This is a genomic window from Microcystis sp. M090S1, from assembly GCF_020246295.1.
In the GTDB taxonomy this organism is placed as follows: domain Bacteria; phylum Cyanobacteriota; class Cyanobacteriia; order Cyanobacteriales; family Microcystaceae; genus Microcystis; species Microcystis aeruginosa.
The window spans coordinates 13701-40271 of record NZ_JADBTF010000183.1 but is presented as its reverse complement, the minus strand read 5'-3'; the positions used below and the strand labels follow the sequence as shown (position 1 = coordinate 40271).

Here is a 26571-nt window from a genome sequence, read left to right as displayed (position 1 = left end):
CTCGATTGTCTATCTTTTGGTATTAACCTGTTGATGCCTTAAGTCCTTCCCTATATGGATTTCAGATACTTTTGAGCGTAGGCGCTCTCATCGAATTTTATTTTAAGTTAATTATTTGCATAACAATTCCCGAAGAGCCAGATAAGAAATGCTCTTGACTTGATCATTTCTGTAATGTCTTGTTTGCCTCCTTTTCAAAATGCTCTCCTTCTCACCCAAGCTTTAACCCATCGTTCCTATGTCAATGAACAGTCGGAATTGACGGAAAATAACGAGCGCCTAGAATTTTTGGGCGATGCGATTTTGGCTTTTTTGGTGGGCGAACTATTGTATCAAAAATATCCCGCCATGAACGAGGCAGAATTAACCCGTTTGCGGTCAAATTTGGTCAAAGAAGAACAATTAGCGCAATTGGGACTTGAAATCGGCCTGGGAGAGTTAATGCGTTTGGGTAAGGGGGCAATTAAAGATCGGGGGCGATCGAATCCTACCCTATTAGCGGACACTTTTGAAGCGATAATTGGGGCTTATTATCTAGATTCGGGGTTAAATGCGGTTAAAAACTATCTGCACGGGCTTTTTATCCCTGTAGCCTCTCATTTAGTCTCTCAACAATCGGAATCGTCATCTTTTATCGATGCTAAAAATCTCTTTCAACAGTGGGCCCTGGCCAATTTTGCCTCTAATCCAGAATATGCGATCATTGATGTTACAGGACCGCCCCACGCTAGGGAATTTACTGCCGAAGTGCGGGTTAATCATCTTCTCTACGGTACAGGTAAAGGTAAACGGAAACAGGATGCCACCAAAGCGGCTGCCGAAGATGCCTTAAAGCGCTGTCAATTGCAAGGGTAAATAGGGACAACCCTACTTATCTTAGGGGCCACCAATTAACTTTATCCCGGGTGGCACTGTACACTTCTTTTAAACCCTCGGCATCTAGTACCCGAATTAAATCCCCCGTCGATTCTGAGGCAATTAATCCCACGGTTTGCAATCCTTTTAATACCTGTTCGACGGTGCGTTGATTGAGTTGACAAGCGCGAGCAATCACATCGACGGATAGATCAAAAGTATAGATATTTTCGGCATCTGGTTGACTGCCTAATTCTCTTTCTTGATAGATTAAAGCTCTGAGTAAAGTGGCTACAGCTTGGGGTGGATAGCTACTGCAATTAAGCAAATGATACTCGAATTTTTGCTGTAATTCAAATAAAAAACAGTACCGTTGACGAAAACTTTCGTTATCGTTGTAAATCTTTTCTAGCGCCGATAAGGGAATTTTCAGGACGTGGGTAGTTTTATAGGATTCCACCAAACAGGGAAAGGCGCGACTGGCTAAACCATAACTAAAGGGTAAACTCCTCATGCCAAAACAGCCACCGGGGTAGCTAATGGCAATAATCCGGTCGAGGGGAGTGCTGCGGACGACGATTACACCCTCATCCAAAATCACATACAAAACATCTAGAAATTCATCGGGGAGAAAAGCCGTATAGACGGGACGATTGGAAAATAGCGTCTCTAGCTTGAGATTGTCGGCATCCAGATACTGACTTAACCAAGCTTCCTCTAGTCCGCGAAAGAGAAAACTCTGGTTAATCAGTTGTTGTAGGAGGGGTGTTTTTTTGGCCTTGACGCTCTTGCCCATAGTCTCAAACCTAGATGTAGCACTGATTCCATCTTCTCACAGTTTCCCTTGTTATCACCTTATTCCCAATTTGTTTTATAAATGTATTGAAATTTTCTTTCCTGTGCTGTAGGATTAAAACACACCTGAAAACAGATACAACCTCAGAGTAAATCTTAGGAGCGCCGCCGATGCAGTCATCCCAGTCTTGTTTATCCCTACTCGTGGCAACTGTCCTGACGGGGGGAACGCTGGTATCCTGCACCCCATCCCCCACCAATAGCGGCAATGACAGCCAAAAACCCGTGACTGTGACGCTTGTTTCCTATGCTGTCACCCAAAGTGCCTACGAAAAAATCATTCCCAAATTTGTCGAGGAATGGCAACAAAAAACGGGGCAAAAGGTAACTTTTGAACAGAGTTATGGTGGTTCCGGTTCCCAAACTCGTGCCGTTATCGATGGTTTAGAAGCGGATGTGGTAGCGTTGGCTTTAGCTTTGGATACCAAGAAAATTGAGCAAGCGGGATTAATTCAACCCGGTTGGGAAAAAGAAGCTCCCAATGACTCTATTGTTCATAAATCTGTAGTGGCTTTTGTTCCTCGTGATGCCAATATTAAAATTAATAAATGGTCAGATTTAGCCAAGGATAATATTAAAGTTATTACCGCTAATCCCAAGACTTCTGGCGGAGCGCGCTGGAATTTTCTCGCTCTTTGGGGTTCGGTGACGCAAGCGGGAGGCAGTGAACAAGCGGCGCAAACTTTTGTCGAAAAAGTGTTTAAAAATGCGCCAGTTTTACCTAGAGATGCTCGCGAATCTAGTGATGTATTTTTTAAACAAGGCCAGGGAAATGTGCTGATTAATTACGAAAATGAGATGATTCTCGCTAACCAAAAAGGCGAGAAGTTGTCCTACACTGTTCCCACCGATTACAATATTTCTATTGATAATCCCGTGGCGGTTGTTGATGCCAATGTGGATAAAAAAGGTACGAGAAAAGTGGCCGAGGCTTTTGTGCAGTTTTTATTTACCCCAGAGGCACAAAGAGAATTTGCTAAGGTGGGGTTTCGTCCCGTTGAACCGACGGTATTTAAAGAGTTTGAGAGTAAATTTCCTCAGATAAAAAATCTCTTTACCGTGCAGGATTTAGGCGGTTGGGATAAGGTACAAAAGCAATTCTTTGATGATGGAGGCTTGTTCGATAAAATTCTGACTAAAGCTGGTAAATCCTAAGGAGGAAACCCATGGATAATCAACCTCAATGGCAAACTATTAATCATCCCCAAAGTGACTTACATCTCGATCAATCAGGACTCGATCGCCCCACGTCCCGAAGAATAAAAATTCGGATTCCTAAACAATATATTAACGAGCCAATTATAGCACGTTTAGGGTCTTTTCCTGGTCTAAAAGTGAATATATTTTCCGCTTTGTTAGCGGCAAATAATAATCAAGATGGCTGGTTCGATCTACAACTACAAGGCAACTCCCAAGGGATAGAAAATGCCCTTTCCTATCTGGCAGATTTAGATGTAGAAGTTTGGTATGATTCAGCACAAGTTCTTGAAGAAGCGGACAATTGGTAATCTCTAGCAATAATAAACAATGGCTAACCCACAATTATCTTTATCTCCCAGTCAACCCCTAAAAAAAGTTTCTATTCCTTGGGTAATTACCATTAGTTATCTAGTGGTTTTGTTGGTTTTACCGGCGGCGGCACTATTTGCTAAATCCCTAACTCTTGGTTTTGCCGAATTTTGGCGCATTGCCACTTTACCGATTTCTTTATCCGCTTACCAAGTCACTTTTTTTACTTCCTTAATCGCCGGATTAATTGACGGAGTTTTTGGCACTATTATCGCTTGGGTATTAGTGCGTTATCGATTCCCAGGTAAAAAAATTGTCGATGCTTGTGTGGATTTGCCCTTTGCTTTACCCACTTCTGTTGCTGGTTTAGTCCTAGCCACAGTTTACAGTGATAACGGTTGGCTCGGTCAATTTTTTGCCCCCTTTGGCATTAAGATATCCTTTACCATTTTAGGGGTTTTTGTGGCGATGTTATTTATCGCTTTACCCTTCATTGTCCGCACCTTACAGCCGGTTTTACAGGAAATGGAAAAAGAGGTAGAAGAAGCGGCTTTATCCCTCGGTGCTTCCTCTTGGCAAATCTTTTGGCGAGTTATTTTTCCCACAATACTACCCGCTATTTTAACAGGAGTTGCCCTCGGTTTTGCCAGAGCGATCGGTGAATATGGTTCCGTAGTTATTATCTCCTCTAATATTCCCTTTAAGGATTTAATTGCCCCAGTTTTAATCTTCCAAAGACTAGAGGAATATGATTACACGGGGGCAACAGTAATCGGCATGGTTTTATTACTGGTTTCTTTGTTCATGTTAGTAGTAATTAATTTCCTGCAGCAATGGGGGCAAAAATACAGAGTTAAGTAAAGAGTAAAAAATATTAGGGTATAACTGGAGACAGATCAAAAATGCTGAGTCTAAAAAAATCAACTAAACCGAAAGAGTGGGATTACAAACCCCTACTAATTATCATCGCCCTTGTTTATCTGGCACTATTATTATTTATTCCGGCGGCGGCAGTATTTTACTATGCTTTTCGCAATGGATTCCAAGCTTTTTTAGAAGCGGCGGGAACTTCTGACTTTATCGAAGCGGTAAAATTAACAGTAATTATTGCCCTAATTACTGTACCTTTAAACACAATTTTTGGACTTTGTGCAGCCTGGGTAATTGCTCGCAATCAATTTCGTGGCAAAACTTTATTAATTAGTTTAATTGACTTACCTTTTGCCGTTTCTCCCGTGGTAGCGGGTTTAATGATTGTACTGCTCTATGGGCGCAATGGTTGGTTAGGTTCTTTCCTAGAATTTTTCGATATAAAAATACTTTTTGCTTTACCCGGAATGGTATTAGCAACTATATTTGTTACTATGCCTTTTGTCGCTAGAGAAGTTATCCCAGTCTTAGAAGAAATTGGCTTAGAACAAGAGGAAGCGGGGCGCACTTTAGGGGCAAGTGATTGGCAGATTTTCTGGCGCATAACTTTACCCAATATTCGTTGGGGATTGATGTACGGAGTGCTGTTAACTAATGCCCGGGCGATGGGAGAATTTGGGGCGGTTTCTGTGGTTTCTGGCAGTATTTTAGGGAGAACTGCTACCCTGCCAATTTTCGTAGAACAGGCCTATAAAAATTATCTAACTCCTGCCGCTTTTAGTGCGGCGGCTATTCTCGCCTTACTAGCGGGAGTTACTTTAATTATCAAAGAAATTCTCGAACGTAAAACCGCCCACAAAATTCACACTACCTAACTACAAAAAACCTAAAAATCATGAAGGCGTTGGGTTTCATGCTTCAACCCAACCTACGTTCTACAAAAAACCTAAAAATATGAGTATTACTATCCACCAAGTTTCCAAACGTTTCGGCAATTTTCAAGCTTTAGATAATATCAGTTTAACCATTCCTGAAGGCAAATTAGTCGCCCTCCTCGGACCATCAGGATCGGGAAAATCTACCTTATTACGTTCAATTGCGGGATTAGAAACTCCCGACAGTGGCGCGATTATCATTAACGGACAAGATACCACCCATGTGGATCCTAGACGGAGAAATATCGGCTTTGTTTTTCAACATTATGCCCTATTTAAACATTTAACTGTCCGTCAAAATATTGCTTTTGGTCTAGAAATTCGCCGGCAAAAATCGCCAGTAATTAAGGAAAAAGTTGAGACATTATTAGAATTAATTCAATTACAAGGATTAGGCGATCGCTATCCCGCCCAATTATCGGGAGGACAACGGCAGCGAGTAGCTTTAGCCCGCGCTTTAGCCATTCAACCGAATGTATTATTATTAGATGAACCCTTTGGAGCTTTAGATGCAAAAGTTAGAAAAGAATTAAGGGTATGGCTGAGAAATTTACACGAAGAAGTTCACGTTACCAGTGTTTTTGTTACCCACGATCAAGAGGAAGCAATGGAAGTAGCCGATACGATTGTCGTGATGAATCATGGTAAAATTGAACAGGTGGGTTCTCCCGCCGAAATTTACGATCATCCGGCCACACCTTTTGTGATGCAATTTATTGGGGAAGTGAATATCTTACCTAATCTAGCGGGATTAGGAAATGGGCATCATCAGGGTCATAATTCCACCGTTTTTATCCGTCCCCACGACCTGGAAATTATGCCCGAACAAGATGGGTTGAATAGTTGGGCAGTGGTAAAAAGAATTATTCATTTAGGCTGGGAAATACAAGTAGAATTAATCTTAGCCGATGGGGAAATGGTGGTGGCTTATCTCAATCGTGAGGAATACAAGCAATTACAGTTACAACCAGAACAAACAGTACATTTAAAACCGAGAAAAGCGACTTTACTCACTGATTTTGACAATAAAAGTGAGAAAGTTATCGATTACTCAATTTAAAAACTCTAGGTTTATTAAAAATTTTTCATAAAGCTATAAGTGACCTTCACCGCTGCCACTTTCTCAGCACTGATAGAGTTAGAGCAACTTCTTTACCTTTCTCCTCAATAAAATCTAGCAATTCCTTGACGGTGCTTTTATCTTCATCTACTTTGGTGTTAAGATTGACAGCTTTGAGGTCAAAGTTTTTGGCTTCGATTTCTTCACGGGTGACTGTCCAACTTCTCTCACTATCTTCTCGGTTGGGTAATAGTTCTAGAAACTGCTGAAAGTGATTCATCATCAGGGGTTTGCGCTTGGTAACTTTGACATCGGACAGGTCATAATACCAGATTTTTTCAGTGGGTTTACCTTTAGTAAAAAAGAGGATGTTAGCTTTAACACCCCCACCGGCAGCCACAAAAGTCCCCGCGGGCAAACTAACGATACACCAGAGATTACAGTCGTTTAATAGTTTTCGTTTGCTCTGGACAAAAGCATTTTCATTGGTGCGAAATAACACCCCTTCATCTAGGACGATACCGCAGCGTCCCCCCGGTTTCAAACTATCGATAACGTGCTGTAAAAATAGGACTTGAGTGGCACTGGTTTTATAGGCAAATTGTGCCTGTACGGTCTTGTGTTCTTTGCCGCCAAAGGGGGGGTTAGTGAGGATAATATCGAACTGGGGCGGAGCATCTTGGAACAGGTCGCCATAGATGACTTCTCGGTTTAAGGTGTTGCCGTGCCAGAGGTGGGGGTAATCGATGCCGTGTAGGACTAAGTTGGCGAGGGCAATGGGGTAGATGAGGTTCTCTTTTTCCCTTCCGTAAAAGGTTTTTAGTTTGATGGTTTCTAGCTGTTCGGGGGTGATGTCATCTGCTAGGAAATCGCGGATATATTCGTAGGATTGGGCCAGGAATCCGCCCGTACCGCAGCAGGGGTCATAGATGGTTTCTCCTACTTGGGGGGCGATGGCTTTGACCATTGCCCGGATGACTTCCCGGGGGGTAAAGAATTGACCGCCATCGTTGTTTTTTTCTCCCATTTTCAACAGCAATCCCTCGTAAACTTGGGAGATGGGGAAGATGTGGGTAGGGTCAATGTAGTCGATTTCGTGGATTTTATCGAGGATGTCTAACAGGTTGGTTTCGGTGTCGATGCGGACTCGTTCGACACTGGATATGACCTCACTGATAATTTTTTGGCGGGGGGTGGCTTGGGGTTTGTTTTTGAGGCTTTTGAGGTAGGGAATGACTTCTTCATTGACAAAGGGCAGAAATTGACCCATTTGCCCCATTTGCAGGTTAAGGCGGCGGTTGCCTTCAGGGTTGGCCCAATCTCGCCAACGGTAGGGTTCGGGGATGGAATCGGCAAAAGAGTCCCCCACAGCTTCCGCTTCTTCCGCTTCTCGCTGTTCGGTGTCGTCAAGAATTTTGAGGAACAGTAGCCAACTGAGTTCGGGGACGTACTGTAAAGCACCGGCACAGTTGGAACGCCGCATGATGTCGCAGATGCCTTTGATGTAGCTGTTAAGTCCCTGTTGGGTGGTGAAGGTTTTACCGTTGTCGTTGCTGTTTTTTTTAGCCATTGAGTTTACCTAATTTGTCTAACCTGCCAAGCGGAGATTGGCGATGAGGGGGAGTTGGAGTTCGTTGTTTTCTTGCATTCTTTGAGAAAAGAATAGGATTTCTAGGTTTTCGATTTCTTCGGTTTGGGGGTTGACTCTCACAATAATATCATCTCCTAATTCTTCTGATTCTTGTTCGGGATAGGGAGCGCATTTATTGATATAGAGAATGTCTCCCGTTGGGTCATATTTGATAATTAGGTTTTCTGTCATTTAGTAAAATAATAGCGATTTTCTTCTGATTCGGTACGAGGTATGAACAGTATTTGGTTTAAGTTTGTCCATGCTTGCTGTGTTTTTTCTATGTCTATTGTTTGCATAACTATAATTCTCCCTTAAAGGCGCGGCGCAATAAGACGGCGGGGAGTTTATTGATGGTGTCGAGTTGCTCTTTTAAGTTCTGTTTTAGTCGTTCCACTTCTTGCATTTGTTCGGTTAGAGTTGAGGCGATTTGTTTTTGCTGAGATAAAGTTGGAAAGACAACCCAAAAATCTCGAATATTTTTCATAGATAAACTCTGCTGTGCTGTGCTTTCGTTAATATCTCTGATTTGTCGTTGGAATTCAGAAGAATGAATTAATCTCGTTAAAAATTGACAATCAATTAATTCTGCATTTGGTGTTATTCTAGCTATATTAGGAGCGCAATAAAACATATCATTTTTATCAATCCAAGTTGCTTCACCTATATTTGCTCCGATAAATGTCATTACAATATCTCCAGAGTCCAATTTTGAACGTGATAAATATGAAGCTACGTCTTCAGTTATTTTTACAAAATTACTAAGATCAAGTCCTGTATTCCGAACATTTTGGGCGCGTAAAGCGATATATTTTCCATCAGGATTATAATTGACATACTTCGTGTATTCAAAGCCAGCTAATTTCGTAACTCTGCACACATCCCCTAACTTTCTCCTCTCCCAAGAATTAGCCTCCTCACTTTCAAAAACAGCCCGAAGATAGGCAGCAGGTAAAGCCTTGGCAGCTTCTAACTGTGCTTCTGTTGCTTTTCGTGCCTTTTCTACCGCTTCCATCTGTTCATTAAGAATGGCGGCTATTCGTTTTTGTTCGCTTAGGGGTGGGAGGGGGATTTCAATACATTTTAAATCTTTGATAACAAGGTTACGATTAGCTGCTCCCTGAGTTAGGCTTTCTGCTTGTTTTTTACAAATCGGAGCATTTAAGACCTTCTCTAAATATTCTGGAATAACTTCTGATTTAAGCTTTAAAAGTGCTACGCTGACAAAAATACTGAATTCTCGATTAATATCAATAGCTTTAGCAATACCTGTAGTACCAACTTTTGTATAGAGTACATCTCCTTTTTCTGGCTTACATCGTTTACATAGCTTTTTATGTTCTTCTTCACATATAAACTTACAGTCATCAAAATTAATCCCAGTTTCTCTAATATTTTTTACTGATAAAAATGGTATTCCTTCTTCAATATAAGTTGGAGTAAAATGACTGCCATCTGAAACATCACGGCAAACATCCCCTAACTTTACCCACTGCCAACCATCGGGCAACTGCCGATCATTTTCCTGACTCATAATAACTCCCTTGCCCAATCATAAACATTCAAATACCAATCCCAAATTAAAAACCCTAAGCGGCAAACAATCTTATCTTAGTTTCCTGTATGATCTCAGCAAGTAGCTCCTCTACATGTAATCATTAATGTCTCTTCAAGATGATTAAATTCATCGTAAAAACCAATGACTCCATTCGCACCATATACAGGATACCCTTCTTTTTTTAATGCTGATATTGGAATAGTTTTCCACTGCTTTGGTTTACAGACATCGACTAAAGCTACTTCTGTCCAACTCATCCCAACATCTCCTTTAACGCGTGTAAAACCTGATCAATCTTATTTTCAAACATAAATCAAACATCCTTTCGGTTGACTAAAACGGTGGGTTACGACGGATTGTTAGATTGACTTTAACGCCTAGATTGTTGCCGTCTAACCCACCCTACCAATGCACTCACCCCCCTCCAATGCGTAGGGTGGGTTAGCGATAGCGTAACCCACCACTCTCTTGGAATCACCCAATAAAAATAACATTCCTATCCTAATCAGATATTATACCATTCAACAAGCTTGGAGAAAGAAGCTGGGAGAAAGCGGGTTTCTTAACAAAATCTGAGCCTTAATTTAGCTATTTACTAGAAACCCGCTTTCTGTTCTATTTAAAAACCCTAAGCGGCAAACAATCTTATCTTAGTTTCCTGTATGATCTCAGAGGGTTTACCTACTAACTTTAACGCCGACAAACCCCCAGCCTTAGTCACTTCTGGCAGTTGAAAAATGAGCTTATTTTCTAATCCTTCCGTCCCCGACTTACCAAACTGAGAAGCGATCGCCCTAACTGTCGCCGCCGTTTCCTCTGGCATTTCGCGTAACCAATCCTCCTGTTTATAACTAAAAGCTTCCGCCCTTTCCAAACGAGTCAGACGGTGCAAACCATAACCCAACTCTCCCAAAACATCAAATAAATCGCAAGCTTCCAACTCATCTAGTGTCCTAATTATACTTGCCGATCGCCCCCCATCGGGCAGTATTTGTAATAACCTCCCCCGCTCCTCCGGCTGAACCCAAATTGAACGAAATAAGGTCAAATTAGTCACCTGATTAACCAAGGATTCCGCCAGCCTCTCTCGATACTCTTCTACCGTTATCGGCTTCGTTTCTCCGTCCACCGTCGTCAGAATATAGCGCCCCACCGGAGTAATATTCACCTCAAACCCCTCAACGGAGATAACCCGGCGTTGCTGCCTTTCCTTTGGTTCCCCCGCCGTCCCCTTTTTGGTGGCTAACTTATCGAGAAACTTCTCCCCAAATAAACGGGTAGCATTAGTGTAGTCATACACCCGAAACATTAACTTATTAGTGGGTAGATCCAACCGCGTCCCCCGCCCTACCATTTGATAGAAACTAATGGGAGAATTGACATATTTAAAAAAGACAATATTTCTCACATTGGGGACATCGACGCCGGTGGTTAAAAGATCTACCGTCGTCGCGACAAAATGGGAACGGGAACTGCCCTTTAAATCCGGCAAATAGTCATTACCCGAAGATTTCGCCGTACACTTGAAAGCATAATAATCCTTCGGCTTTTCCCCCTTAGCGGCACACCAACGAGCATAGAGATTATTCATCTCAATGGCTACAGCATCAGCATGGCGGTCATTAACACAGAAGATAATCGTTTTCTGTTCCACTCCCCCCGTTGTTAACAAATGATTAAATAAATCCCTCGTCATCGCCATCACACGGTCAGGGAGCAAAATTGACCGCTCATAACTGGTTTTCTCGTACATTTCCCTAATTTCTGCCTCTGGGATGGGCTGTCCCGTGTTGGCATCAAGGGGATTTCTGCTGATGACCTCCTCCACTGTAATGCCCGTGTCATCGAGGTTGATGGCACTCCTAACAATTTCGCAGGCGGCAAGATAGCCATCCTCTATCCCTTGTCCGATGTCGTATTCATAGACAGGTTCGCCAAAATAGGCCATATTATCGGCGGTGATTTGTCTATCGGCTTCTGATTCGGGCGAGTCTTCTGTAAACTCCAATTCCCGGGGAGTTGCCGTCAACCCCACCTGTACCGCCTCACTGTTGCGGGTGAGAACTTGCGACCACTTACCCCAAGCGGAACGGTGACACTCATCGATGATGATATGGCTGAAATAATTTTCTGGGTAATGGGTGGTTAAAAAATTCCCCATGTCCTCTTCCTTGTCCACATTCAGGGTTTGATAGGTGGCAATTAAAACACGGGCATTCTTGTGGGGTTGGTTCTTTTCTACTTCCGCCGCCTCGGAACCGAAGGCAATTTGCAAAGCCGCCGCCCCCTGGGTTCTCAACTCATCGCGATCGCAGACAAATAAAGCCCGCCGCAACTGTCCGGCATCTGCTATTTTTCGCAGTAGGTTACAGGCAATAAAAGTCTTACCCGCGCCCGTTGCCAGGGTTAGAAGGACTCGCGCCGGGGAGCCTGTTTGCTGACAGCGGGCGATCTTTTCCAAAGCAGCGCGGATGGCAGCATCTTGGTAGTAACGCCGTCCTCCTTCTCCCCCCTTATAAGGAGTCAGCAGGGGACGGGCGACCTCCTCTGCTAGGCTGAAGCCTACATACTGCTCGTATCTCCCTCTCAGTTCGGCCGGGGTAGGAAATTGGCTGAGGGGCTGAGGGGCTGAAGTTATATTCGTCGTGCGATCGTGTTCGACAAAAAGATGACCGTTACAGGAGTACACAAACGGTACATTTAACCCTTTGGCATAGCGTTTAACCTGTTCTAAGCCTTCAGTGGGGGGCGCATCTTCCTTTTTTGCTTCTATTAGGGCGACGGCTAAGGGTTGGCTGTCGCTACTGACGGCAACTCGCAGGGTATAATCGATCCTTCCCCTGGCGCGTTCGGCTTCCCCATCGATAATTTGAATGGCCCCCGGGGTTTCTTCTCGCTTGAGACAATCCTCGGTCCATCCTCTTTGATGCAGGACGGGGTCAATTAATTTGGCTCTGGTGTCTGTTTCTCCTAATCCCATGGTTCTCTCAAGACAGTAAACAGATAACTGATAAGTAGCTGGTTATAATTAAATTAAAAATGGGTTTTAGGTTCGATCCCCCCTGCCCCCCTTGATAAGGGGGGATCCCCCCTTAATCCCCCCTTTGATAAGGGGGGTGTCTGATAATTTTTAACGCCTACCTACTTAACTGATAACTTATCACTAATCACTGATAACTGATAAGTGATAAGTGATAACTGATAACTGATAACTGATAACTCAGGTTAACTAACCATTTTTCGCCTCTAATTTGGTCAAACGACTTTTCAGTTCCTGATTTTCCTGTTTCATTTTTTCTAATTCCTCGCGAATTTCCTGAATTGCTTTGTCGGAACCTAATTTTTTCTGGACTTTTTGTACTGCTTCCTCCGCTACACGACGGACGCGACCATCGGGAGTTCGATCGCTCAAAGCTTGTAAAATAACGATAGCTTTGGCATTTTCTATCTGTCCTAAAGCGTTACACACTGCCACTTGCGTCAAGAAAAAAGTTTCCTTGGCAATGGTTTCTAAACGTTCCAAAATTACGGTTAATTTGTCGCTGGTTTGTCCGGAAGAAATCGCTCCCAGGGCGCGGATAGCCCCTAATCTCAGGGGTTGAGGCGTGCCTAAAGCCGTGTAGGTCAAAATTGACTCCAAAGCCGCCGACGAGGTTTTTAACTGGCTTAAACCCCCAATTGCGCCCGCTCTTACTACCTCATTCCACCCCTTTCTTAACTGTAAAATATGATTGAGCAGGTCAATAATTTCCCCTTCTTTATTTTGCAATTGTCCCACGGCCATGGAGCCTAATCCTCGCGCTGTGGCGGCTTCCACATAATAACTAGCATCTCCAGTTTCTAATAGGGATTTAAGCGCGTTATAACTATCTAAGGTTTTAATTTCACTTAATCCCTCGACAATTGCCCGACGTACTTGTGCTTTTTCGTCGTTTAAACCTTTAATTAAAGCAGTAACCGCCTGATCTAAACCAAGAGTTGCTAACTGTTTGGCCACCTCCACACGCACCCCCCAAAAAGGCTCATTTTCTAGGGATGTCCCTAAAGCTTCGATCGCTTCTAAACCGCCTTTTTTAGCAATGGCTATGGCTGCATAGATACGGGAAATTGGGTCGGGATCCTGTTGTAATTGCGCTTTTAATTCGCCGATGGGATACTCAAGAGTGACGGTTTTGAGGAAATTATTACCCCGATCGAACTTGACAAAATCGGGCTTTTGTGCTAGGGGAAAATAGAAAGTTTGTTCTTTTTGGTGAATCCGCAGATTGTAGGTAATATCCTCAGAGTTGAGATAGGCAAAAGCGACGGGAATTTTCAAGTCGAATAGTTCTTTTTCGTCCTGGGTTTGGGTGACAGTTAATTGGGCTAAATTATTCTGATTGTCCCAACTGTAGGCCACCTTATAATCGGGATGACCACCGCGATAAACGTACTGATCAAAGAGGAATAATAAATTGTACCCGGTCGCTTTTTCGATCGCCCGTAATAAGTCCACAGTTTCCACGGTTTTATGGGCATTATCTCGCACAAAAGTCTGAATCGCTTTTCCGAATAAATCTTCCCCTAAAATAGAGCGGATCATGTGATAAACACAAGCACCTTTTTCGTAGAGATGACGATCATAAAGTTCGATCGCTTCTCGATAAACATGAGTAACAATCGGACGACGATAGCGGGAAGTATCTTCTTCTAAATAACTTCTTGCTTCCCCTAATAAATAATAACTAGCAGCTGCTTTTCCGTATTCCGATTCTGTCCATAAAACCTCAGAATAGGAGGCCATTCCCTCTTTAATCCAAGCGTGAGACCAGTGTTTAATCACCACTAAATCACCGAACCATTGATGAGCTAATTCATGGGCAACTAAGCTTTCTGTCCAAGTATGATCAATGCTGGCTCTTTGATCAATTAAACAGCGATCGGTTAAAATTGTGGTGGAAGTATTTTCCATCCCACCAAAAATAAAATCATCTACACAAACTTGCGCGTATTTGGGATAGGGATAGGGATAACCAAACTTTTGGCTAAAAAACTCGATCATGCGGGGAGTTTTACCCATACTTCTTTGGCCATCTTCTTCCCGTCCTTTTTCCACATAATAAGTGACAGGAACACCATTCCATGAGTCGCATAATTCAGCAAAATCTCCCACCGCAAGAGTCATTAAATAGGTGGGATGAATTTGCTTTTGTGACCAGTGATAAATTCTGTCCTCACCAACGGTTGCCACCGAGATTAATTCCCCGTTAGAAATAGCGATATAGGGTTGGGGAATTTTTACCCGAATTTCGGAGGTAGTTAATTGGCCAGGGTAATCAAAACAGGGAAACCAAAAGCGAGAATCTTCATCTTCTCCCTGGGTCCAAACTTGCATCGGTTTATCGGGATAATATTCATCGGGGCCGATAAAATATAACCCCCGTTGTGGTTGCTTAACCTGATAGTTAATCGTCAGGATAATCGGTTTATCGGTGGTGGGTTGCAGCAGATGAATGGTCAGAAGAGAACGATCATAGTCAAAGGGTTGACTGATACCTTCAATGAACACAGAATTAATATTTAGATCCACCGCGTCCAGAGTTAAACTGCTAATTCCCTGACGAATGGGGGTGAGGGTAATCTGACAGCTGCCCTGAAAACTTTGTTGAGGAATATCAATAATTAAATCGAGAAAAATATGATTAACTTGTCCGGGTCGATCGGGGTTATAATGGGGTTTAGCCCCGGGTAACTCAAAGGGTTGACGCTGATTATTTTCTGTGTCGATGGTGAGATGAGACATATTAGCCCTAACTTGCTGATTTTTGTCCGGTAAACTTAAATTAACACGATCGGTCGTCCCTTTCCTTGCTAATAATAATCCCACCCCTATGAATCTCCCTTCCTTTCTCTGGTTATGGAAAATTGCCGCTTGGTCGATGGGATTTACCCTCTTTGCCTATTTTTTACTAGCGGTTTCGGGGGTAAACATGGGTTATCGACGACTCGCGGGCCAATCTCGACCGAAATGGTTAAGATCCTTTCATCTCCTCAGCGGCCTGATCATGGTTGCTTTGGTCTTAATTCTACTGGGAATCGGATTAGTGGGAACAATCGGTCATTATGGCAGTTTAGGCCACTCTTCCCACCTGATAGCGGGTTTATCGGTGGTTTTTCTGGTTTTTGTTTCGGCAATTAGCGGCCTGAACATTACAACTCGTCCACCTCTAGCGCGGTCTCTCCACATCGGCACTAATCTTTTATTGTTTCTGGGTTTTCTTTTTGTTACCCTAACAGGATGGGATGTGGTCCAAAAATATCTACAATAAAAATAGTCGGCGATCGAGTGGAGACTGTTTGATCGAGAAAAACTAGCTATCTCATCCCGAAAAATCGCTTTTTAGTGACAGAATACTCACCCCCAAATCATTATGCAAACCGTCGAATCACAAGCTATTAACACGATGTCAGTGCCAAAACAAGGTCTTCCAGTAACAATTATTACTGGGTTTCTTGGTAGTGGTAAGACTACTCTCCTCAATCATATTCTCAGCAATCAACAGGGATTAAAAACTGCTGTTCTTGTCAATGAATTCGGTGAAATCGGTATCGATAGCGAACTGATTATCAGCAGTGATGACAGCATGGTAGAATTAAATAATGGCTGTATTTGCTGCACGATTAACGAGGATTTAATTCAAGCAGTTTATAAAGTTCTCGAACGTCCCGAAAAAATCGATTATTTAGTCGTAGAAACCACGGGATTAGCCGATCCTTTACCGGTAGCTTTAACCTTTTTAGGTACAGAATTACGGGAAATGACCCGTTTAGATTCCATTGTCACTATGGTGGATTGTGCCAATTTTAGTCTCGATTTATTCAACTCGCAAGCGGCCTTAAGTCAAATCACCTACGGTGATATTATTGTTCTCAATAAAACCGATCTAGTGGATGAAGCGGATGTGGATTCTTTAGAAATAAGAATCCGGGACATGAAGCAAGGAGCGAGAATTCTTCGTACTAGCAAAAGTCAGGTTCCTTTACCCTTAATTCTCAGCGTCGGACTATTTGAATCGGATAAATATTTCGACACAGAAGAAGAACACCACGACCATGATCACCACGACCACGATCACGACCATTGCGATCATGATCACGATCATCATCACCACGATCATGATCATCACGACCATTCCAATCATTTAGAGGTAGATGGATTTACTTCTATTTCCTTTGCTAGTGACCAACCTTTTTCGATTCGGAAGTTCCAATATTTCCTCGATAATCAGTTACCGGAAAGCGTTTTCCGCGCTAAGGGGATTCTCTGGTTTGATGAAAGTCCTAAACGTCATATTTTTCACCTCAGTGGCAAACGTTTTACTCTCGAAGATGACGAATGGAAAGGTACTCCCAAAAATCAGCTAGTTCTTATCGGTCAAAATCTCGATCATGAAACCCTAAAAGAACAGATTAACAGTTGTCTCATTTTACCTGCTGTCAATCGCGGTAAAGGATTTGGGAAATAAACCCCGCTTTGTAAATCTACTAAGTTGGGATTTTTAAGGGGAAACTCTCTGCTAAAGTCGGGCGTTACTTTCGATTTTTTCCCTCAATCCAAGCTTTTGGGGGGTTCTACCCCCCAAACCCCCCGTTGGGGGCGTGGCGCCGCCCCCAAACCCCCCGCGCATTAGCTTTTCGGTGGGATGCTTACAGGCAGCTGCTGATCCATTTGTCATCATCTAAAAGTCACCGATAATTGCTGATTGTCGGTATTTCTGCCTTCCTAACTCCTGACTCTAAGGACAATTTTTTGATTTTTACAAGAGGTCTATTGACCTTCTTGAGGTACTTTTCCTCCTAAAGATTCCACGATCGAGCGAGTATTTTCCCTGAGCATTTTTACATAACTATCCCCCCCAGTACCCACCGCACCGATCGAATCAGAATATAATTGTTGTGGTGCTAATTTCACCCCCGCTTCTTCGGCTACAGTGGTAATTAAAGTGGGATTAATAGTCGTCTCGGCAAAGATAGCAGGAACCTGGAGATTTTTAATAGCATCGGCTAAATTTTTCACCGTTTGGGCGCTAGGTTGTTCTTCGGTACTAATGCCAATTAAAGTTCCCGCTACTTTTAAACCGTAGGCATGAGCATAATACTGAAAAGCGTCATGAGTGGTGACTAATTGCCTTTGGGAAGGGGGGATAGTTTCAATAGCCGCAGTAATCCAGTGATCAAGATTTTCTAATTCCCTGATTAATTTGGCGGCATTTTCAGTAAAAATCTCTTTATCTTCGGGACTTAATTCAATCAATTGATCTCGGATTTTCTCCACCATGATTATCCCGTTTTTGGCCGAACCCCAAACGTGGGGATCGGGGACTTTCTGCCCCTCTTTTTCCAGTTGTAAAGGTGTAATGGCTTCTCCCACGGCCACTTTTTTAGCTTTAACTGCCGTAGAATCGATCATTTTAATTAACCCCGGTTCGAGATTATAACCGTTATAGAGAATTAAATCAGCTTTTTCTAAAGCCACACTATCGGCGGGAACCGGTTCATAAACGTGAGGATCATCCCCCGGTTTTAAAATGTCTTGATGGTCAATTTCTTCACCGCCCACTCGTGCGGTTAAATCGGCGATAATTGTGCTAGTGGAGATTACCTTGGGTTTTTGGTTATCGGTGGTATTAACCGCGGCATTACAAGCAACCAATCCCAAAAATAAACAGGATAAAATTAGTTTTTTCATCGGGAAATAGAGATGAGGGTTTAGAGGTTAGAGGTGAGGGGAAATGGCATTGATATCTATCTTGATTTTTTTCCTGACTAAAGACTCCTTTTACTATTAAAATAGAGAATAGAGAAGGTGTAAATTCAAGAGATATGGATAACCAAGCCCCGATTAAACTACCGAAAACCAGCGAATCCGACCACCTCAAGCGAATTCGTCACACCACCTCCCATGTTATGGCCATGGCGGTGCAGAAATTATTCCCAAAAGCCCAAGTTACTATCGGGCCTTGGACTGAAACTGGATTTTACTACGATTTTGATGTGCCGGAACCTTTTACCGATAAGGATCTCAAGGACATCAAAAAAGAGATGGTCAAAATTATCAATAAAAAACTGCCGGTGATTCGCGAGCAAGTTTCTCGGGAAGAGGCGGAAAAGCGCATTAAAGCGATTAATGAAGCCTATAAGCTGGAAATTCTGGCGGGAATTCAAGAACCCATCACCCTTTATCATCTTGGTGACGCTTGGTGGGATTTGTGCGCCGGTCCGCATCTAGATAATACAAGCGAACTAGACCCAAAAGCGATCGAATTAGAGACGGTAGCGGGTGCTTATTGGCGCGGGGATGAGAATAAAGCCCAATTACAGCGCATTTACGGCACAGCCTGGGAAAATCCCCAACAATTAGCCGAATACAAGCGCCGTAAGGAAGAGGCACTGAAACGAGACCATCGCAAATTAGGCAAAGAATTAGGTTTATTTATTTTCTCTGATTCTGTCGGGCCGGGGTTGCCTTTATGGACCCCCAAAGGAACTTTAATTCGTTCTTTGTTAGAAGATTTTCTGAAAAAAGAACAGTTAAAACGCGGTTATTTACCCGTAGTTACTCCCCATATTGCTCGCGTCGATTTGTTTAAAATTTCCGGTCACTGGCAAAAGTACAAAGAAGATATGTTTCCCATGATGGCGCACGATGAGGAATCTGCTGGTAAAGAAATAGGATTTGTCCTCAAACCGATGAACTGTCCTTTTCATATTCAAATCTATAAAAGTGATTTGAGATCCTATCGGGAATTGCCGATGCGTTTGGCAGAATTCGGTACAGTTTATCGTTACGAACAATCGGGAGAATTGGGAGGATTAACTAGAGTTCGCGGTTTTACCGTGGATGATTCCCATTTGTTTGTCACTCCCGAACAATTAGACAAGGAATTTTTAAGCGTTGTTGATTTAATTTTGACGGTGTTTAAGAGTTTACAATTAAAGAATTTTAAGGCGCGATTGAGTTTTCGTGACCCCGAATCGGATAAGTATATCGGTTCCGATGAAGCTTGGGAAAAGGCAGAATCAGCGATTAGAAAAGCGGTGCAAACTTTGGGGATGGATTATTTTGAAGCCCCCGGAGAAGCGGCTTTTTATGGTCCCAAATTAGACTTTATTTTCCAAGATGCCCTCGAAAGAGAATGGCAGTTAGGAACGGTACAGGTAGATTATAATTTACCCGAACGTTTTGAACTAGAATATGTTGCTGAAGATGGTAATCGTAAACGTCCGGTGATGATTCATCGCGCACCCTTTGGTTCTTTGGAACGTTTAATCGGTATTTTAATCGAAGAATACGCAGGCGATTTTCCTCTTTGGTTAGCTCCTGTCCAGATACGATTATTACCGGTTAGTGATACTCAATTGGATTACGCTAAAGAGGTGACAGCGAAAATGCAATTGTTAGGAATTCGCGCCGAAACCGATACCAGTGGCGAACGTTTGGGTAAAATGATTCGCAATGCCGAAACTGCAAAAATTCCCGTGATGGCAGTGGTGGGGGCAAAGGAAATGGAAAGTAATAGTTTAAGTATTCGCACCCGTGCCACGGGCGATTTAGGGGTAATTAGCGTCGAGGAAGTGGTGGCAAAATTAGAAAGTGCCATCCAAAATCACGGTAATTTTTAAGCGTTTGCTCATCTCATTCTATGGGGCAGAAAATATTTCTGTCCCAGTATTTTTTATCAAGCGAGGAGATTTTTCCTGATTAGAGTTCTTGCATAATTAATTTTCGAGAGTGCAAAAATGAGAAAAATAGACATAAAATTGCATAAAATCTCTAAATAGAGCATTTAATTGATTAATGCTCATTCTTAATTCTCCTGACGACCGGCTACTGGCTCGGAGACTCCTCACCTAAGGTCAGATTTTTGATTTTTGCAAGAGGTCTATTACCCTTTAGGTATCATCATCTTTTTGAAAGGGATTTTCCCCAATGCCTAGGCCTTTTTTGCTCTGTTTTAAGTCTTTCCAGAGGGCTTTAATTTTTTGATAGGCTTCTAGAGAACTGATTTTGCCCCCCGTTTCCAGATTACAAATAAAACTGACTTTTTGGGCAAATTCCTGTAAATTGGCGTTAAATAGCAAGTTTTCTGGCTTAAATTCTCCATAGTAGGGGGCGCGAGGATAGAGAAAATTCTCCTTGCGGCGATCGGGGAGATTTGGGTTATCATCGTTAGGAGGATTCTGGTTCATAGGGCGACGGCGGGTAATTTTGCGGAATTTCTTTAGATTTTTCGGTAATGGTAATGGGAGATAATATCAATTGTTGGATATCATTGAGGATTTAAGTAAAAACTTGGCTGATTCGCCAAAAGTTGACCCCTGGTATCGTGACAGTTTTTGGTTATAGGTTAAGGTTCGGTCGCCAAATGTTGGCATTTATCTTTAAGCTGCAATTATACATTATTTTTCTCAACGATCATCTACCCAATGATAGAGACTTTTTGTCTGGGTTGATCGCCAAAATTTACTGATGCCACTATCTGATTGACTATCGATTTTCTTCTATCAATGCCGAGGATGATAACTATGGAAAAACTCTATGAAGGTAAGGCCAAAATTCTCTATCAAACCGATGATCCCGATATTCTCCTCACTTATTACAAAGACGATGCCACCGCTTTTAATGCCCAAAAACGCGGGCAAATTGTCGGTAAAGGGGAAATTAACTGTACTGTCTCCACTGCCCTATTTCAATGGTTAGAATCCCTAGGAATACCTACCCATTATATCGATCGCCCTAGTTCTAGGGAAATGCGCGTCAAGGCGATTAAAATCATTCCCTTGGAAGTAGTAGTCAGAAATATCGCCGCCGGGAGTTTGTGTAAGCAAACGGGATTAGAGGAGGGGAAAGTTTTACCTTTTCCTCTTGTAGAATTTTACCTCAAGGATGATGCTTTGGGCGATCCTTTGTTAACGCCCGATCGCATAAAAGTAATTGATATTGCCAGGGAGGAGCAAGTCAATCAGTTACGAGATTTAGCCCTGCAAATCAATCAATATTTACAAGAATTTTTCGATAAGTGCCAGATTATTCTCGTCGATTTCAAGTTAGAATTTGGAGTTGATAAAACGGGCAAAATTTATCTAGGTGATGAAATTAGCCCCGATACCTGTCGTCTCTGGGATAAAACCCAAGAGGATGCTCAAGCGCGCATTCTCGATAAGGATCGTTTTCGTCGCGATTTAGGAGATGTGGAAACTGCCTATCAACAAGTACAAACAAGAGTTTTACGACAGATAGAGAGTTTATAACCGTAGGGTGTGTTAGCGAGCGCGTAACGCACCTTAGATAGAGAGTTTATAACCGTAGGGTGTGTTAGCGAGCGCGTAACGCACCTTAATTGAGATTAGCAATTTAATAATTTATGTCGAGAAGAATTATTGGGTTAACAGGGGGAATAGCCTGTGGTAAATCCACGGTTTCCAATTATTTAGAAAATATCTACAAAATTCCTGTCCTTGATGCGGATATTTATGCCCGGGAAGCAGTGGAAAAAGGTTCGGCAATTTTAGAGAGAATTTTTGTGCGTTATGGCAGAAAAGTTAAAACTGAGGATAATTCCCTTAATCGCCAACAGTTAGGAGAGATTATTTTTAATAATCCCGAGGAAAAAATCTGGTTAGAAAGTCAGATTCATCCCTACGTTAGAGAATGTTTTAAGCGGCATTTAGAGCAGTTAGAAGCCCCGATAGTTGTTTGTTCTATTCCTTTATTATTGGAAGCCAAACTAACCCATTTAGTCACAGAGATTTGGGTGGTTTCCTGCGGTTTAGAGCAACAAATTCAACGCTTAATGAGTAGAAATAACTTAACTAGGGAACAAGCGATCGCTCGGATTAATAATCAAATGCCTTTAGCCGAAAAAATTGCCTTAGCTGATATTGTTTTAGACAATTCCGGGGATTTAGAAGCTTTATATACCCAGATCGATCGAGCTATAAGTAGCTGGTTAGAATTAAATTGAAGATAGATTTTGGGTTCGATCCCCCCTTAATCCCCCCTTGATAAGGGGGGAAACTGATAGTTTTTAACACCTAACTACTTACAATAGGGATTAATTTTAAAACAACCAGGCAAATTTTCCCACCCCGAATTTTACATAGAGAATGATTGCCAAAACCAATAAAAATAGAAAGCCAATAATTAATAAATAGTCTTTATTGGTTAAGATTGATTCCTGTAAAAATGTGCGATCGGGATCACCAGAGAAAGCTTTAGCTTGTAAAACTACTTCTAATTTTTGCGATTTAGCCATAGCGTTTAAAATTAAAGGTACAGCGATAGAAGCGTAAATTTTTCCTTTTTGTAACCAACCCATTTTTTCTATTGCTAATCCTCGTAATCTTTGAGCAGAAATAATCGATCGAGATTCTTCTACTAGGAGAGGAAATAAACGCAGGGTAGAGGAAAAAATAAAGACTATTTTGTAAGGAATTCTGGCCTTAGTTAAACTCACCATCATCTGATTTATATCGGTGGTAAAAATAGCGAGGGGAATAATTAAAACCATCGTGAGAGTTTTAAAGATCACATTTAAACCGTAGAGGGTTCCCTCCACAGTCATTTTATTAGAACCGACAGTTAATAAGGGAGTTAATTCAGTTTTTCCCGTTAAAGTTTTTACCTGTTCCACATTAAAAAATCCCATGGTAATTAATAAGAATAGATAAAAAGGAGCCATGAATTTTAAAATGGTGAGGAGATAAGACCATTTTACCCCGGCCCAGAGACAAGCTAAAGCGACAATAAGAGTTAGAAAACCGCCAGCGAGGGGACTTTCCCAAGTAAAAGCGATGAGAGTAACCACGATCATCATGGTTAATTTTGTCCGAAAATCTAAGCGAGTAAAAGGAGAATCTCGATCGACGGTTTGCCAGTTAAATGATTGCATAATCAAGAAAAAAGTTAGTAAGTAGCTAGGTGTTAAAAACTGTCAGATGCCCCCCTTATTAAGGGGTATCCCCCCGCCTATCGGCACCCCCCTTATCAAGGGGGGCAGGGGGGATCGGCACACCCCTTATTAAGTGGAATTAAATATAAGATGAACGTAGGTTGGGTTGAAGCATGAAACCCAACGCCCGATTATGTTACGCTACCGCTAACCCATCCTACAAATAATTGTGCCTCCCTACTTACTTAAGGGAATGAGTTAATCACCCATCCCCATTAATCAACTAGGAAGGGTTAGCAACTCTCTTCATTTGCTCTTGAATTTCGGGGTTATAAATCTGGAGATAATTCCAATAATTACCAAACACCGATTCTATATAACCTTTAGTTTCTCTAAAGGGAATATTCTCGACAAATTCATCGGGATCGCTAAAATCAAAACGCTGTCTCCATTTGGAAACTGCCCCAGGTCCAGCATTATAACTAGCCACGGCAAAAAGTGAATTTCCGGCGAATTTGCCGTGGGTATAATCGAGATACCATGTCCCCATCATAATGTTATCTTCGGGATTAGTTAAAGAATAACTTTTATTGCCAGTATTACCCGCGATATATTTACCCGTATCGGGCATAATTTGCATTAATCCCACTGCCCCCACAGGAGAACGAATTTCTTTTTCAAAGCGGGATTCTTGCCGGATTAAAGCCGTCACTAGCAGGGGATTTAATTGTCTATCTTTTGACCATTGCAGGATGGTATCGTAGTAGGGGAAAGGGAATAAAGCGTGCCAGTATTTATCATTTTGTCGCAGGAGTTTCCAGGCTTTCTTTTCCTCCGGGGTATCTCTTTCTCGCAAGCGCCAAATCAGGTTAATTCCTTCTAAATTTTGATTGCGAGAGAGTTTATAGACACCGAGGTTAAATTGTTCGTCAACGGTTAAATTCCAAGGATCGACAATTTCTGCTTGGAAGAGATTCCAAGCGTCCGTATCTTCACCAATTCGATATAATTCCTTGAAAGCTTCCGAACCAGCGGCGGGATCGTTACGAGTGGCGGGTTTGACGGTGGTAGGGTTATAGGAGCGGACAGTGGTAAAATCCCCCACGTCCCAACCTAATAAAACCGCCGAGCGCCAAGCATAATAGGAATGGGGATGACGAGAAATAGTGTAGGTAAAAGCTTGTTTTGCTTCTTGGTTTTTGCCGAGTTTTTGCGCCCATTTTCCCACCCAAAAGGCTGCTTTCGGGGCAATTTGACTATCGGAATTATTAACCGCAATTGGCTGCGCCCACTGCCACGCCTTGGCGTAATCACCGGATTTAGCGGCTCTTTGGGCCATTAACCAGCGATAATCGGCGGCTTCGTCGGATTTTGGGTATTTATTTAATAAAGTCTGCCATGTTTGACTAGCGGCCTGGGCATTAGTTGAGTTGAGTAATTTGGCTTTCGCTTCCAAAGCTTCCGGGGCGCGATCGGGAAATTGCTTGACAATGCGATCGAGATATGCTATAGCATCGCGGTTAGGAGAAATTTGGGCGAGTCGCAGTAATCCTAAACCGGTTTCTGGGGCCTGGGGATAGGTTTTAATTAATTTTTGGTAAGCGGTGCGAGCTTCTGGCAGTTTTTTGGCAATTTGTAGCCCGCGGGCGTAACGATAGGCTTGTTCGGGGCTAGGAGTGGCTTTAGCGTAGGCTTTATAGGCTTTTTCGTACAATCCCGACTGCCAATAACCCGCCCCAATCATTGCCCAATCCGCCGGAGTTAACTGCTCGGCGTAGTCTTTCACCAAACGATCGCGGGCTTGATTGAGGGTAGGATCAAAAGGATTAGCCTTGGCTAACTGCAACCATAAGGGAAATTGATCGGGATTTTCTTGAAGACGTTGGCGAATTAAAGCCAAAGTACGCGGGTGTCGGGGGTATTCCTTGAGCAATTTTTCATGATAACTGGGGTCGTATTTGCCCAAAGAGTAGTAAGCTTCCGCCACTACGGGCGATTGGGGATAGGTTTCCAGTAATTTTTGCCAAATTTCTCGCGCTCTTTCACTATCATTGCTTAATTCGTGGGCGCGTCCCTGTTTGAGGAGAATCTGGGGAGCGAGGACAGGATATTGTTTTTCTAAGCCTTCTAATTGTTTTAAAGCCGGACCCCCTTCATATTTTCTCAATAAATCCATGGACAGGAGATAGCGGGCGCGACTACGATCTAAAGAGGGCGCGTTGGCATCGGCAACATCTTTTAACTTGACATCTCGCTCGGTTTGTGGTAAGGAAGCGCTATCAACCACGGCAGAGGGTTGGTTAGGATCTTGGCTAGGAAGCGAAGCACTATTGCGATCGAGCCAAGCGAGAAGTTTCGGGTGAAAGAGAAAGAGACTGGTGAGAGTAAAAAGCGCAACCCCAGAACCTAGTCCAAGAATGAGCGGGGTGTGAGGGGGGAATTTCTTAAACATTACCTTATTCAAGACAGTAACTCAACATACATTATCAATGATCGTGGTGACAGGTTGTTTGTTTCAATCAGGTTGGGGAAGTGGGGTGTGGGGTGTGGGGTGTGGGGTGTGGGGAAGTGGGAAGTGGGGTGTGGGGGGATGGGAAGGATAAATAAAAATAATCTCCTGTCTCGGAGTCTCCTGTCTCGGAGTCTCCTGTCTCCTATCTCCTATCTCCTATCTCCTGACTCCTGACTCCTGATCACTGATCACTGAGATATGGTACGCTAAACAGGATTTAAGTATTATCAATGATTGCTATGAAACAAGGCGGCGTGACGGTTTGGTTAACGGGATTGAGCGGTGCGGGGAAAAGCACGATTACCGAGGCATTACAGGCAAAATTAATCGCTGAAGGTTATTCAATTGAAGTTCTCGATGGCGATATAGTACGGACGAACCTCACCAAAGGTTTAGGATTTAGTAAAGAGGATCGCGATGAAAATATCCGTCGCATTGGTTTTGTGTCTAATTTGCTCACCCGTCACGGTGTGATTGTCCTAGTTTCGGCTATTTCTCCCTATCGTGAGATTCGCGAGGAAGTACGGGGAAAAATCGGCAGTTTTGTCGAAGTTTTCGTGAATGCTCCCTTAAGCGTCTGTGAGGATCGCGATGTGAAAGGATTATATAAAAGAGCGCGTGCTGGCGAAATCAAGTCTTTTACGGGAATTGATGATCCCTATGAACCACCTTTTAACCCGGAAGTGGAATGCCGCACCGATTTAGAGACTTTAGAGGAAAGTGTCGCCAAAGTCTGGAACAAATTGACGGAATTAGGCTACATTCATCAAGCTGTGGCGGTTTAATCGCAGCATAACTTTGTATTATTGGAAAATATCGTAGGGACGTGGACTACAAACGTCTCTACATCCTGATT

At 42.8% G+C, this 26571-nt stretch carries 23 protein-coding genes; 12 read left to right on the top strand and 11 right to left on the bottom strand.

The annotated features are described in order from the left end of the window. The first annotated feature begins 174 nt into the window (after positions 1 to 174). On the top strand, positions 175 to 855 hold the full coding sequence (rnc, locus tag IM477_RS08435; RefSeq protein WP_079208726.1) for a ribonuclease III: 681 nt from the start codon (positions 175 to 177) through the stop codon (positions 853 to 855). A 16-nt stretch (positions 856 to 871) separates the two neighbouring features. Here the strand turns inward: rnc and IM477_RS08430 are convergent, their stop codons facing one another. Beyond that, a complete protein-coding gene (locus tag IM477_RS08430; protein ID WP_287731347.1) occupies positions 872 to 1651 on the bottom strand; it encodes a Crp/Fnr family transcriptional regulator in 780 nt (259 codons plus the stop codon). A gap of 170 nt (positions 1652 to 1821) precedes the next feature. On the opposite strand from IM477_RS08430, the gene IM477_RS08425 reads away from it, so the two are divergent. From IM477_RS08425 to IM477_RS08405, 5 genes are all read left to right on the top strand, one after another. After that, positions 1822 to 2865 carry a sulfate ABC transporter substrate-binding protein gene (locus IM477_RS08425; RefSeq protein ID WP_287731346.1) on the top strand — a complete coding sequence of 348 codons (1044 nt, stop codon included), beginning with the start codon at positions 1822 to 1824 and terminating at the stop codon, positions 2863 to 2865. Between the two features lie 11 nt (positions 2866 to 2876). Beyond that, positions 2877 to 3218 carry an NIL domain-containing protein gene (locus tag IM477_RS08420; RefSeq protein ID WP_002768372.1) on the top strand — a complete coding sequence of 114 codons (342 nt, stop codon included), beginning with the start codon at positions 2877 to 2879 and terminating at the stop codon, positions 3216 to 3218. A 19-nt stretch (positions 3219 to 3237) separates the two neighbouring features. Further along, entirely contained in the window at positions 3238 to 4080 is an 843-nt protein-coding gene (cysT, locus tag IM477_RS08415) for a sulfate ABC transporter permease subunit CysT (RefSeq protein WP_004159580.1), read from the top strand. Between the two features lie 41 nt (positions 4081 to 4121). Further along, positions 4122 to 4964 carry a sulfate ABC transporter permease subunit CysW gene (gene cysW / locus IM477_RS08410; RefSeq protein ID WP_002797969.1) on the top strand — a complete coding sequence of 281 codons (843 nt, stop codon included), beginning with the start codon at positions 4122 to 4124 and terminating at the stop codon, positions 4962 to 4964. A 79-nt stretch (positions 4965 to 5043) separates the two neighbouring features. Further along, positions 5044 to 6084 carry a sulfate/molybdate ABC transporter ATP-binding protein gene (locus IM477_RS08405; protein ID WP_287731345.1) on the top strand — a complete coding sequence of 347 codons (1041 nt, stop codon included), beginning with the start codon at positions 5044 to 5046 and terminating at the stop codon, positions 6082 to 6084. Between the two features lie 46 nt (positions 6085 to 6130). Here IM477_RS08405 and IM477_RS08400 read toward each other — a convergent pair whose 3' ends face one another. The 6 genes from IM477_RS08400 to IM477_RS08375 form a co-directional block, all read right to left on the bottom strand. Next, positions 6131 to 7654 (bottom strand): class I SAM-dependent DNA methyltransferase, encoded by a 1524-nt coding sequence (locus IM477_RS08400; RefSeq protein WP_287731343.1) that lies wholly within the window; start codon positions 7652 to 7654, stop codon positions 6131 to 6133. A gap of 18 nt (positions 7655 to 7672) precedes the next feature. After that, complete coding sequence (locus tag IM477_RS08395) at positions 7673 to 7906, bottom strand: DUF2283 domain-containing protein (RefSeq protein ID WP_190722452.1); 234 nt, start codon at positions 7904 to 7906, stop codon at positions 7673 to 7675. 109 nt (positions 7907 to 8015) lie between these two features. Continuing rightward, on the bottom strand, positions 8016 to 9248 hold the full coding sequence (locus tag IM477_RS08390; RefSeq protein WP_287731342.1) for a restriction endonuclease subunit S: 1233 nt from the start codon (positions 9246 to 9248) through the stop codon (positions 8016 to 8018). A 95-nt stretch (positions 9249 to 9343) separates the two neighbouring features. Beyond that, positions 9344 to 9529, bottom strand: a complete 186-nt coding sequence (locus IM477_RS08385) for a restriction endonuclease subunit S domain-containing protein (protein WP_190722450.1) — start codon at positions 9527 to 9529, stop codon at positions 9344 to 9346. 371 nt (positions 9530 to 9900) lie between these two features. Beyond that, positions 9901 to 12252 carry a DEAD/DEAH box helicase family protein gene (locus tag IM477_RS08380; RefSeq protein ID WP_287731341.1) on the bottom strand — a complete coding sequence of 784 codons (2352 nt, stop codon included), beginning with the start codon at positions 12250 to 12252 and terminating at the stop codon, positions 9901 to 9903. 249 nt (positions 12253 to 12501) lie between these two features. Then, positions 12502 to 15138 (bottom strand): M1 family metallopeptidase, encoded by a 2637-nt coding sequence (locus IM477_RS08375; protein WP_287731340.1) that lies wholly within the window; start codon positions 15136 to 15138, stop codon positions 12502 to 12504. Positions 15139 to 15142: 4 nt separating this feature from the next. On the opposite strand from IM477_RS08375, the gene IM477_RS08370 reads away from it, so the two are divergent. Both IM477_RS08370 and IM477_RS08365 read left to right on the top strand, forming a co-directional pair. Then, complete coding sequence (locus IM477_RS08370) at positions 15143 to 15580, top strand: DUF4079 domain-containing protein (RefSeq protein WP_002743713.1); 438 nt, start codon at positions 15143 to 15145, stop codon at positions 15578 to 15580. 102 nt (positions 15581 to 15682) lie between these two features. Then, on the top strand, positions 15683 to 16777 hold the full coding sequence (locus IM477_RS08365) for a CobW family GTP-binding protein (protein ID WP_287731338.1): 1095 nt from the start codon (positions 15683 to 15685) through the stop codon (positions 16775 to 16777). A 302-nt stretch (positions 16778 to 17079) separates the two neighbouring features. Here IM477_RS08365 and IM477_RS08360 read toward each other — a convergent pair whose 3' ends face one another. Continuing rightward, positions 17080 to 18000 (bottom strand): metal ABC transporter solute-binding protein, Zn/Mn family, encoded by a 921-nt coding sequence (locus IM477_RS08360; protein WP_287731336.1) that lies wholly within the window; start codon positions 17998 to 18000, stop codon positions 17080 to 17082. Positions 18001 to 18134: 134 nt separating this feature from the next. Between IM477_RS08360 and thrS the strand changes: the two genes are divergently transcribed. Beyond that, a complete protein-coding gene (gene thrS / locus IM477_RS08355; protein WP_287731334.1) occupies positions 18135 to 19934 on the top strand; it encodes a threonine--tRNA ligase in 1800 nt (599 codons plus the stop codon). A gap of 270 nt (positions 19935 to 20204) precedes the next feature. Here thrS and IM477_RS08350 read toward each other — a convergent pair whose 3' ends face one another. Next, entirely contained in the window at positions 20205 to 20501 is a 297-nt protein-coding gene (locus IM477_RS08350) for a DUF7219 family protein (RefSeq protein WP_002784608.1), read from the bottom strand. A 336-nt stretch (positions 20502 to 20837) separates the two neighbouring features. Here IM477_RS08350 and purC point away from each other — a divergent pair, with 336 nt between their 5' ends. Beyond that, positions 20838 to 21563 (top strand): phosphoribosylaminoimidazolesuccinocarboxamide synthase, encoded by a 726-nt coding sequence (purC, locus tag IM477_RS08345; RefSeq protein ID WP_287731331.1) that lies wholly within the window; start codon positions 20838 to 20840, stop codon positions 21561 to 21563. A gap of 113 nt (positions 21564 to 21676) precedes the next feature. Further along, complete coding sequence (coaE, locus tag IM477_RS08340; protein WP_287731329.1) at positions 21677 to 22276, top strand: dephospho-CoA kinase; 600 nt, start codon at positions 21677 to 21679, stop codon at positions 22274 to 22276. Between the two features lie 96 nt (positions 22277 to 22372). On the opposite strand, the gene IM477_RS08335 is transcribed toward coaE, so the two are convergent. Together IM477_RS08335 and IM477_RS08330 are read right to left on the bottom strand one after the other, a co-directional pair. Further along, positions 22373 to 23203, bottom strand: coding sequence for an energy-coupling factor transporter transmembrane component T family protein (locus tag IM477_RS08335; RefSeq protein ID WP_287731327.1), 831 nt, complete (start codon positions 23201 to 23203; stop codon positions 22373 to 22375). Between the two features lie 283 nt (positions 23204 to 23486). Further along, positions 23487 to 25655: a lytic transglycosylase domain-containing protein gene (locus tag IM477_RS08330; protein WP_287731325.1), complete on the bottom strand. Its 2169-nt coding sequence runs from the start codon at positions 25653 to 25655 to the stop codon at positions 23487 to 23489. 299 nt (positions 25656 to 25954) lie between these two features. On the opposite strand from IM477_RS08330, the gene cysC reads away from it, so the two are divergent. Beyond that, entirely contained in the window at positions 25955 to 26500 is a 546-nt protein-coding gene (gene cysC, locus IM477_RS08325) for an adenylyl-sulfate kinase (RefSeq protein ID WP_287731323.1), read from the top strand. Positions 26501 to 26571: the final 71 nt, after the last annotated feature.

Bases quoted from the DNA above. Each gene is read 5' to 3' on its own strand.
- thrS (WP_287731334.1), top strand. From the start codon at position 18,135: ATGGATAACCAAGCCCCGATTAAACTACCGAAAACCAGCGAATCCGAC.
- IM477_RS08395 (WP_190722452.1), bottom strand. From the start codon at position 7,906: ATGACAGAAAACCTAATTATCAAATATGACCCAACGGGAGACATTCTC.
- IM477_RS08350 (WP_002784608.1), bottom strand. From the start codon at position 20,501: ATGAACCAGAATCCTCCTAACGATGATAACCCAAATCTCCCCGATCGC.
- coaE (WP_287731329.1), top strand. From the start codon at position 21,677: ATGTCGAGAAGAATTATTGGGTTAACAGGGGGAATAGCCTGTGGTAAA.
- rnc (WP_079208726.1), top strand. From the start codon at position 175: ATGTCTTGTTTGCCTCCTTTTCAAAATGCTCTCCTTCTCACCCAAGCT.
- IM477_RS08425 (WP_287731346.1), top strand. From the start codon at position 1,822: ATGCAGTCATCCCAGTCTTGTTTATCCCTACTCGTGGCAACTGTCCTG.
- IM477_RS08370 (WP_002743713.1), top strand. From the start codon at position 15,143: ATGAATCTCCCTTCCTTTCTCTGGTTATGGAAAATTGCCGCTTGGTCG.
- IM477_RS08385 (WP_190722450.1), bottom strand. From the start codon at position 9,529: ATGAGTTGGACAGAAGTAGCTTTAGTCGATGTCTGTAAACCAAAGCAG.
- cysW (WP_002797969.1), top strand. From the start codon at position 4,122: ATGCTGAGTCTAAAAAAATCAACTAAACCGAAAGAGTGGGATTACAAA.
- IM477_RS08335 (WP_287731327.1), bottom strand. From the start codon at position 23,203: ATGCAATCATTTAACTGGCAAACCGTCGATCGAGATTCTCCTTTTACT.
- cysT (WP_004159580.1), top strand. From the start codon at position 3,238: ATGGCTAACCCACAATTATCTTTATCTCCCAGTCAACCCCTAAAAAAA.
- IM477_RS08330 (WP_287731325.1), bottom strand. From the start codon at position 25,655: ATGTTTAAGAAATTCCCCCCTCACACCCCGCTCATTCTTGGACTAGGT.
- IM477_RS08420 (WP_002768372.1), top strand. From the start codon at position 2,877: ATGGATAATCAACCTCAATGGCAAACTATTAATCATCCCCAAAGTGAC.
- IM477_RS08430 (WP_287731347.1), bottom strand. From the start codon at position 1,651: ATGGGCAAGAGCGTCAAGGCCAAAAAAACACCCCTCCTACAACAACTG.
- IM477_RS08365 (WP_287731338.1), top strand. From the start codon at position 15,683: ATGCAAACCGTCGAATCACAAGCTATTAACACGATGTCAGTGCCAAAA.
- IM477_RS08405 (WP_287731345.1), top strand. From the start codon at position 5,044: ATGAGTATTACTATCCACCAAGTTTCCAAACGTTTCGGCAATTTTCAA.
- IM477_RS08400 (WP_287731343.1), bottom strand. From the start codon at position 7,654: ATGGCTAAAAAAAACAGCAACGACAACGGTAAAACCTTCACCACCCAA.
- IM477_RS08380 (WP_287731341.1), bottom strand. From the start codon at position 12,252: ATGGGATTAGGAGAAACAGACACCAGAGCCAAATTAATTGACCCCGTC.
- purC (WP_287731331.1), top strand. From the start codon at position 20,838: ATGGAAAAACTCTATGAAGGTAAGGCCAAAATTCTCTATCAAACCGAT.
- cysC (WP_287731323.1), top strand. From the start codon at position 25,955: ATGAAACAAGGCGGCGTGACGGTTTGGTTAACGGGATTGAGCGGTGCG.
- IM477_RS08360 (WP_287731336.1), bottom strand. From the start codon at position 18,000: ATGAAAAAACTAATTTTATCCTGTTTATTTTTGGGATTGGTTGCTTGT.
- IM477_RS08390 (WP_287731342.1), bottom strand. From the start codon at position 9,248: ATGAGTCAGGAAAATGATCGGCAGTTGCCCGATGGTTGGCAGTGGGTA.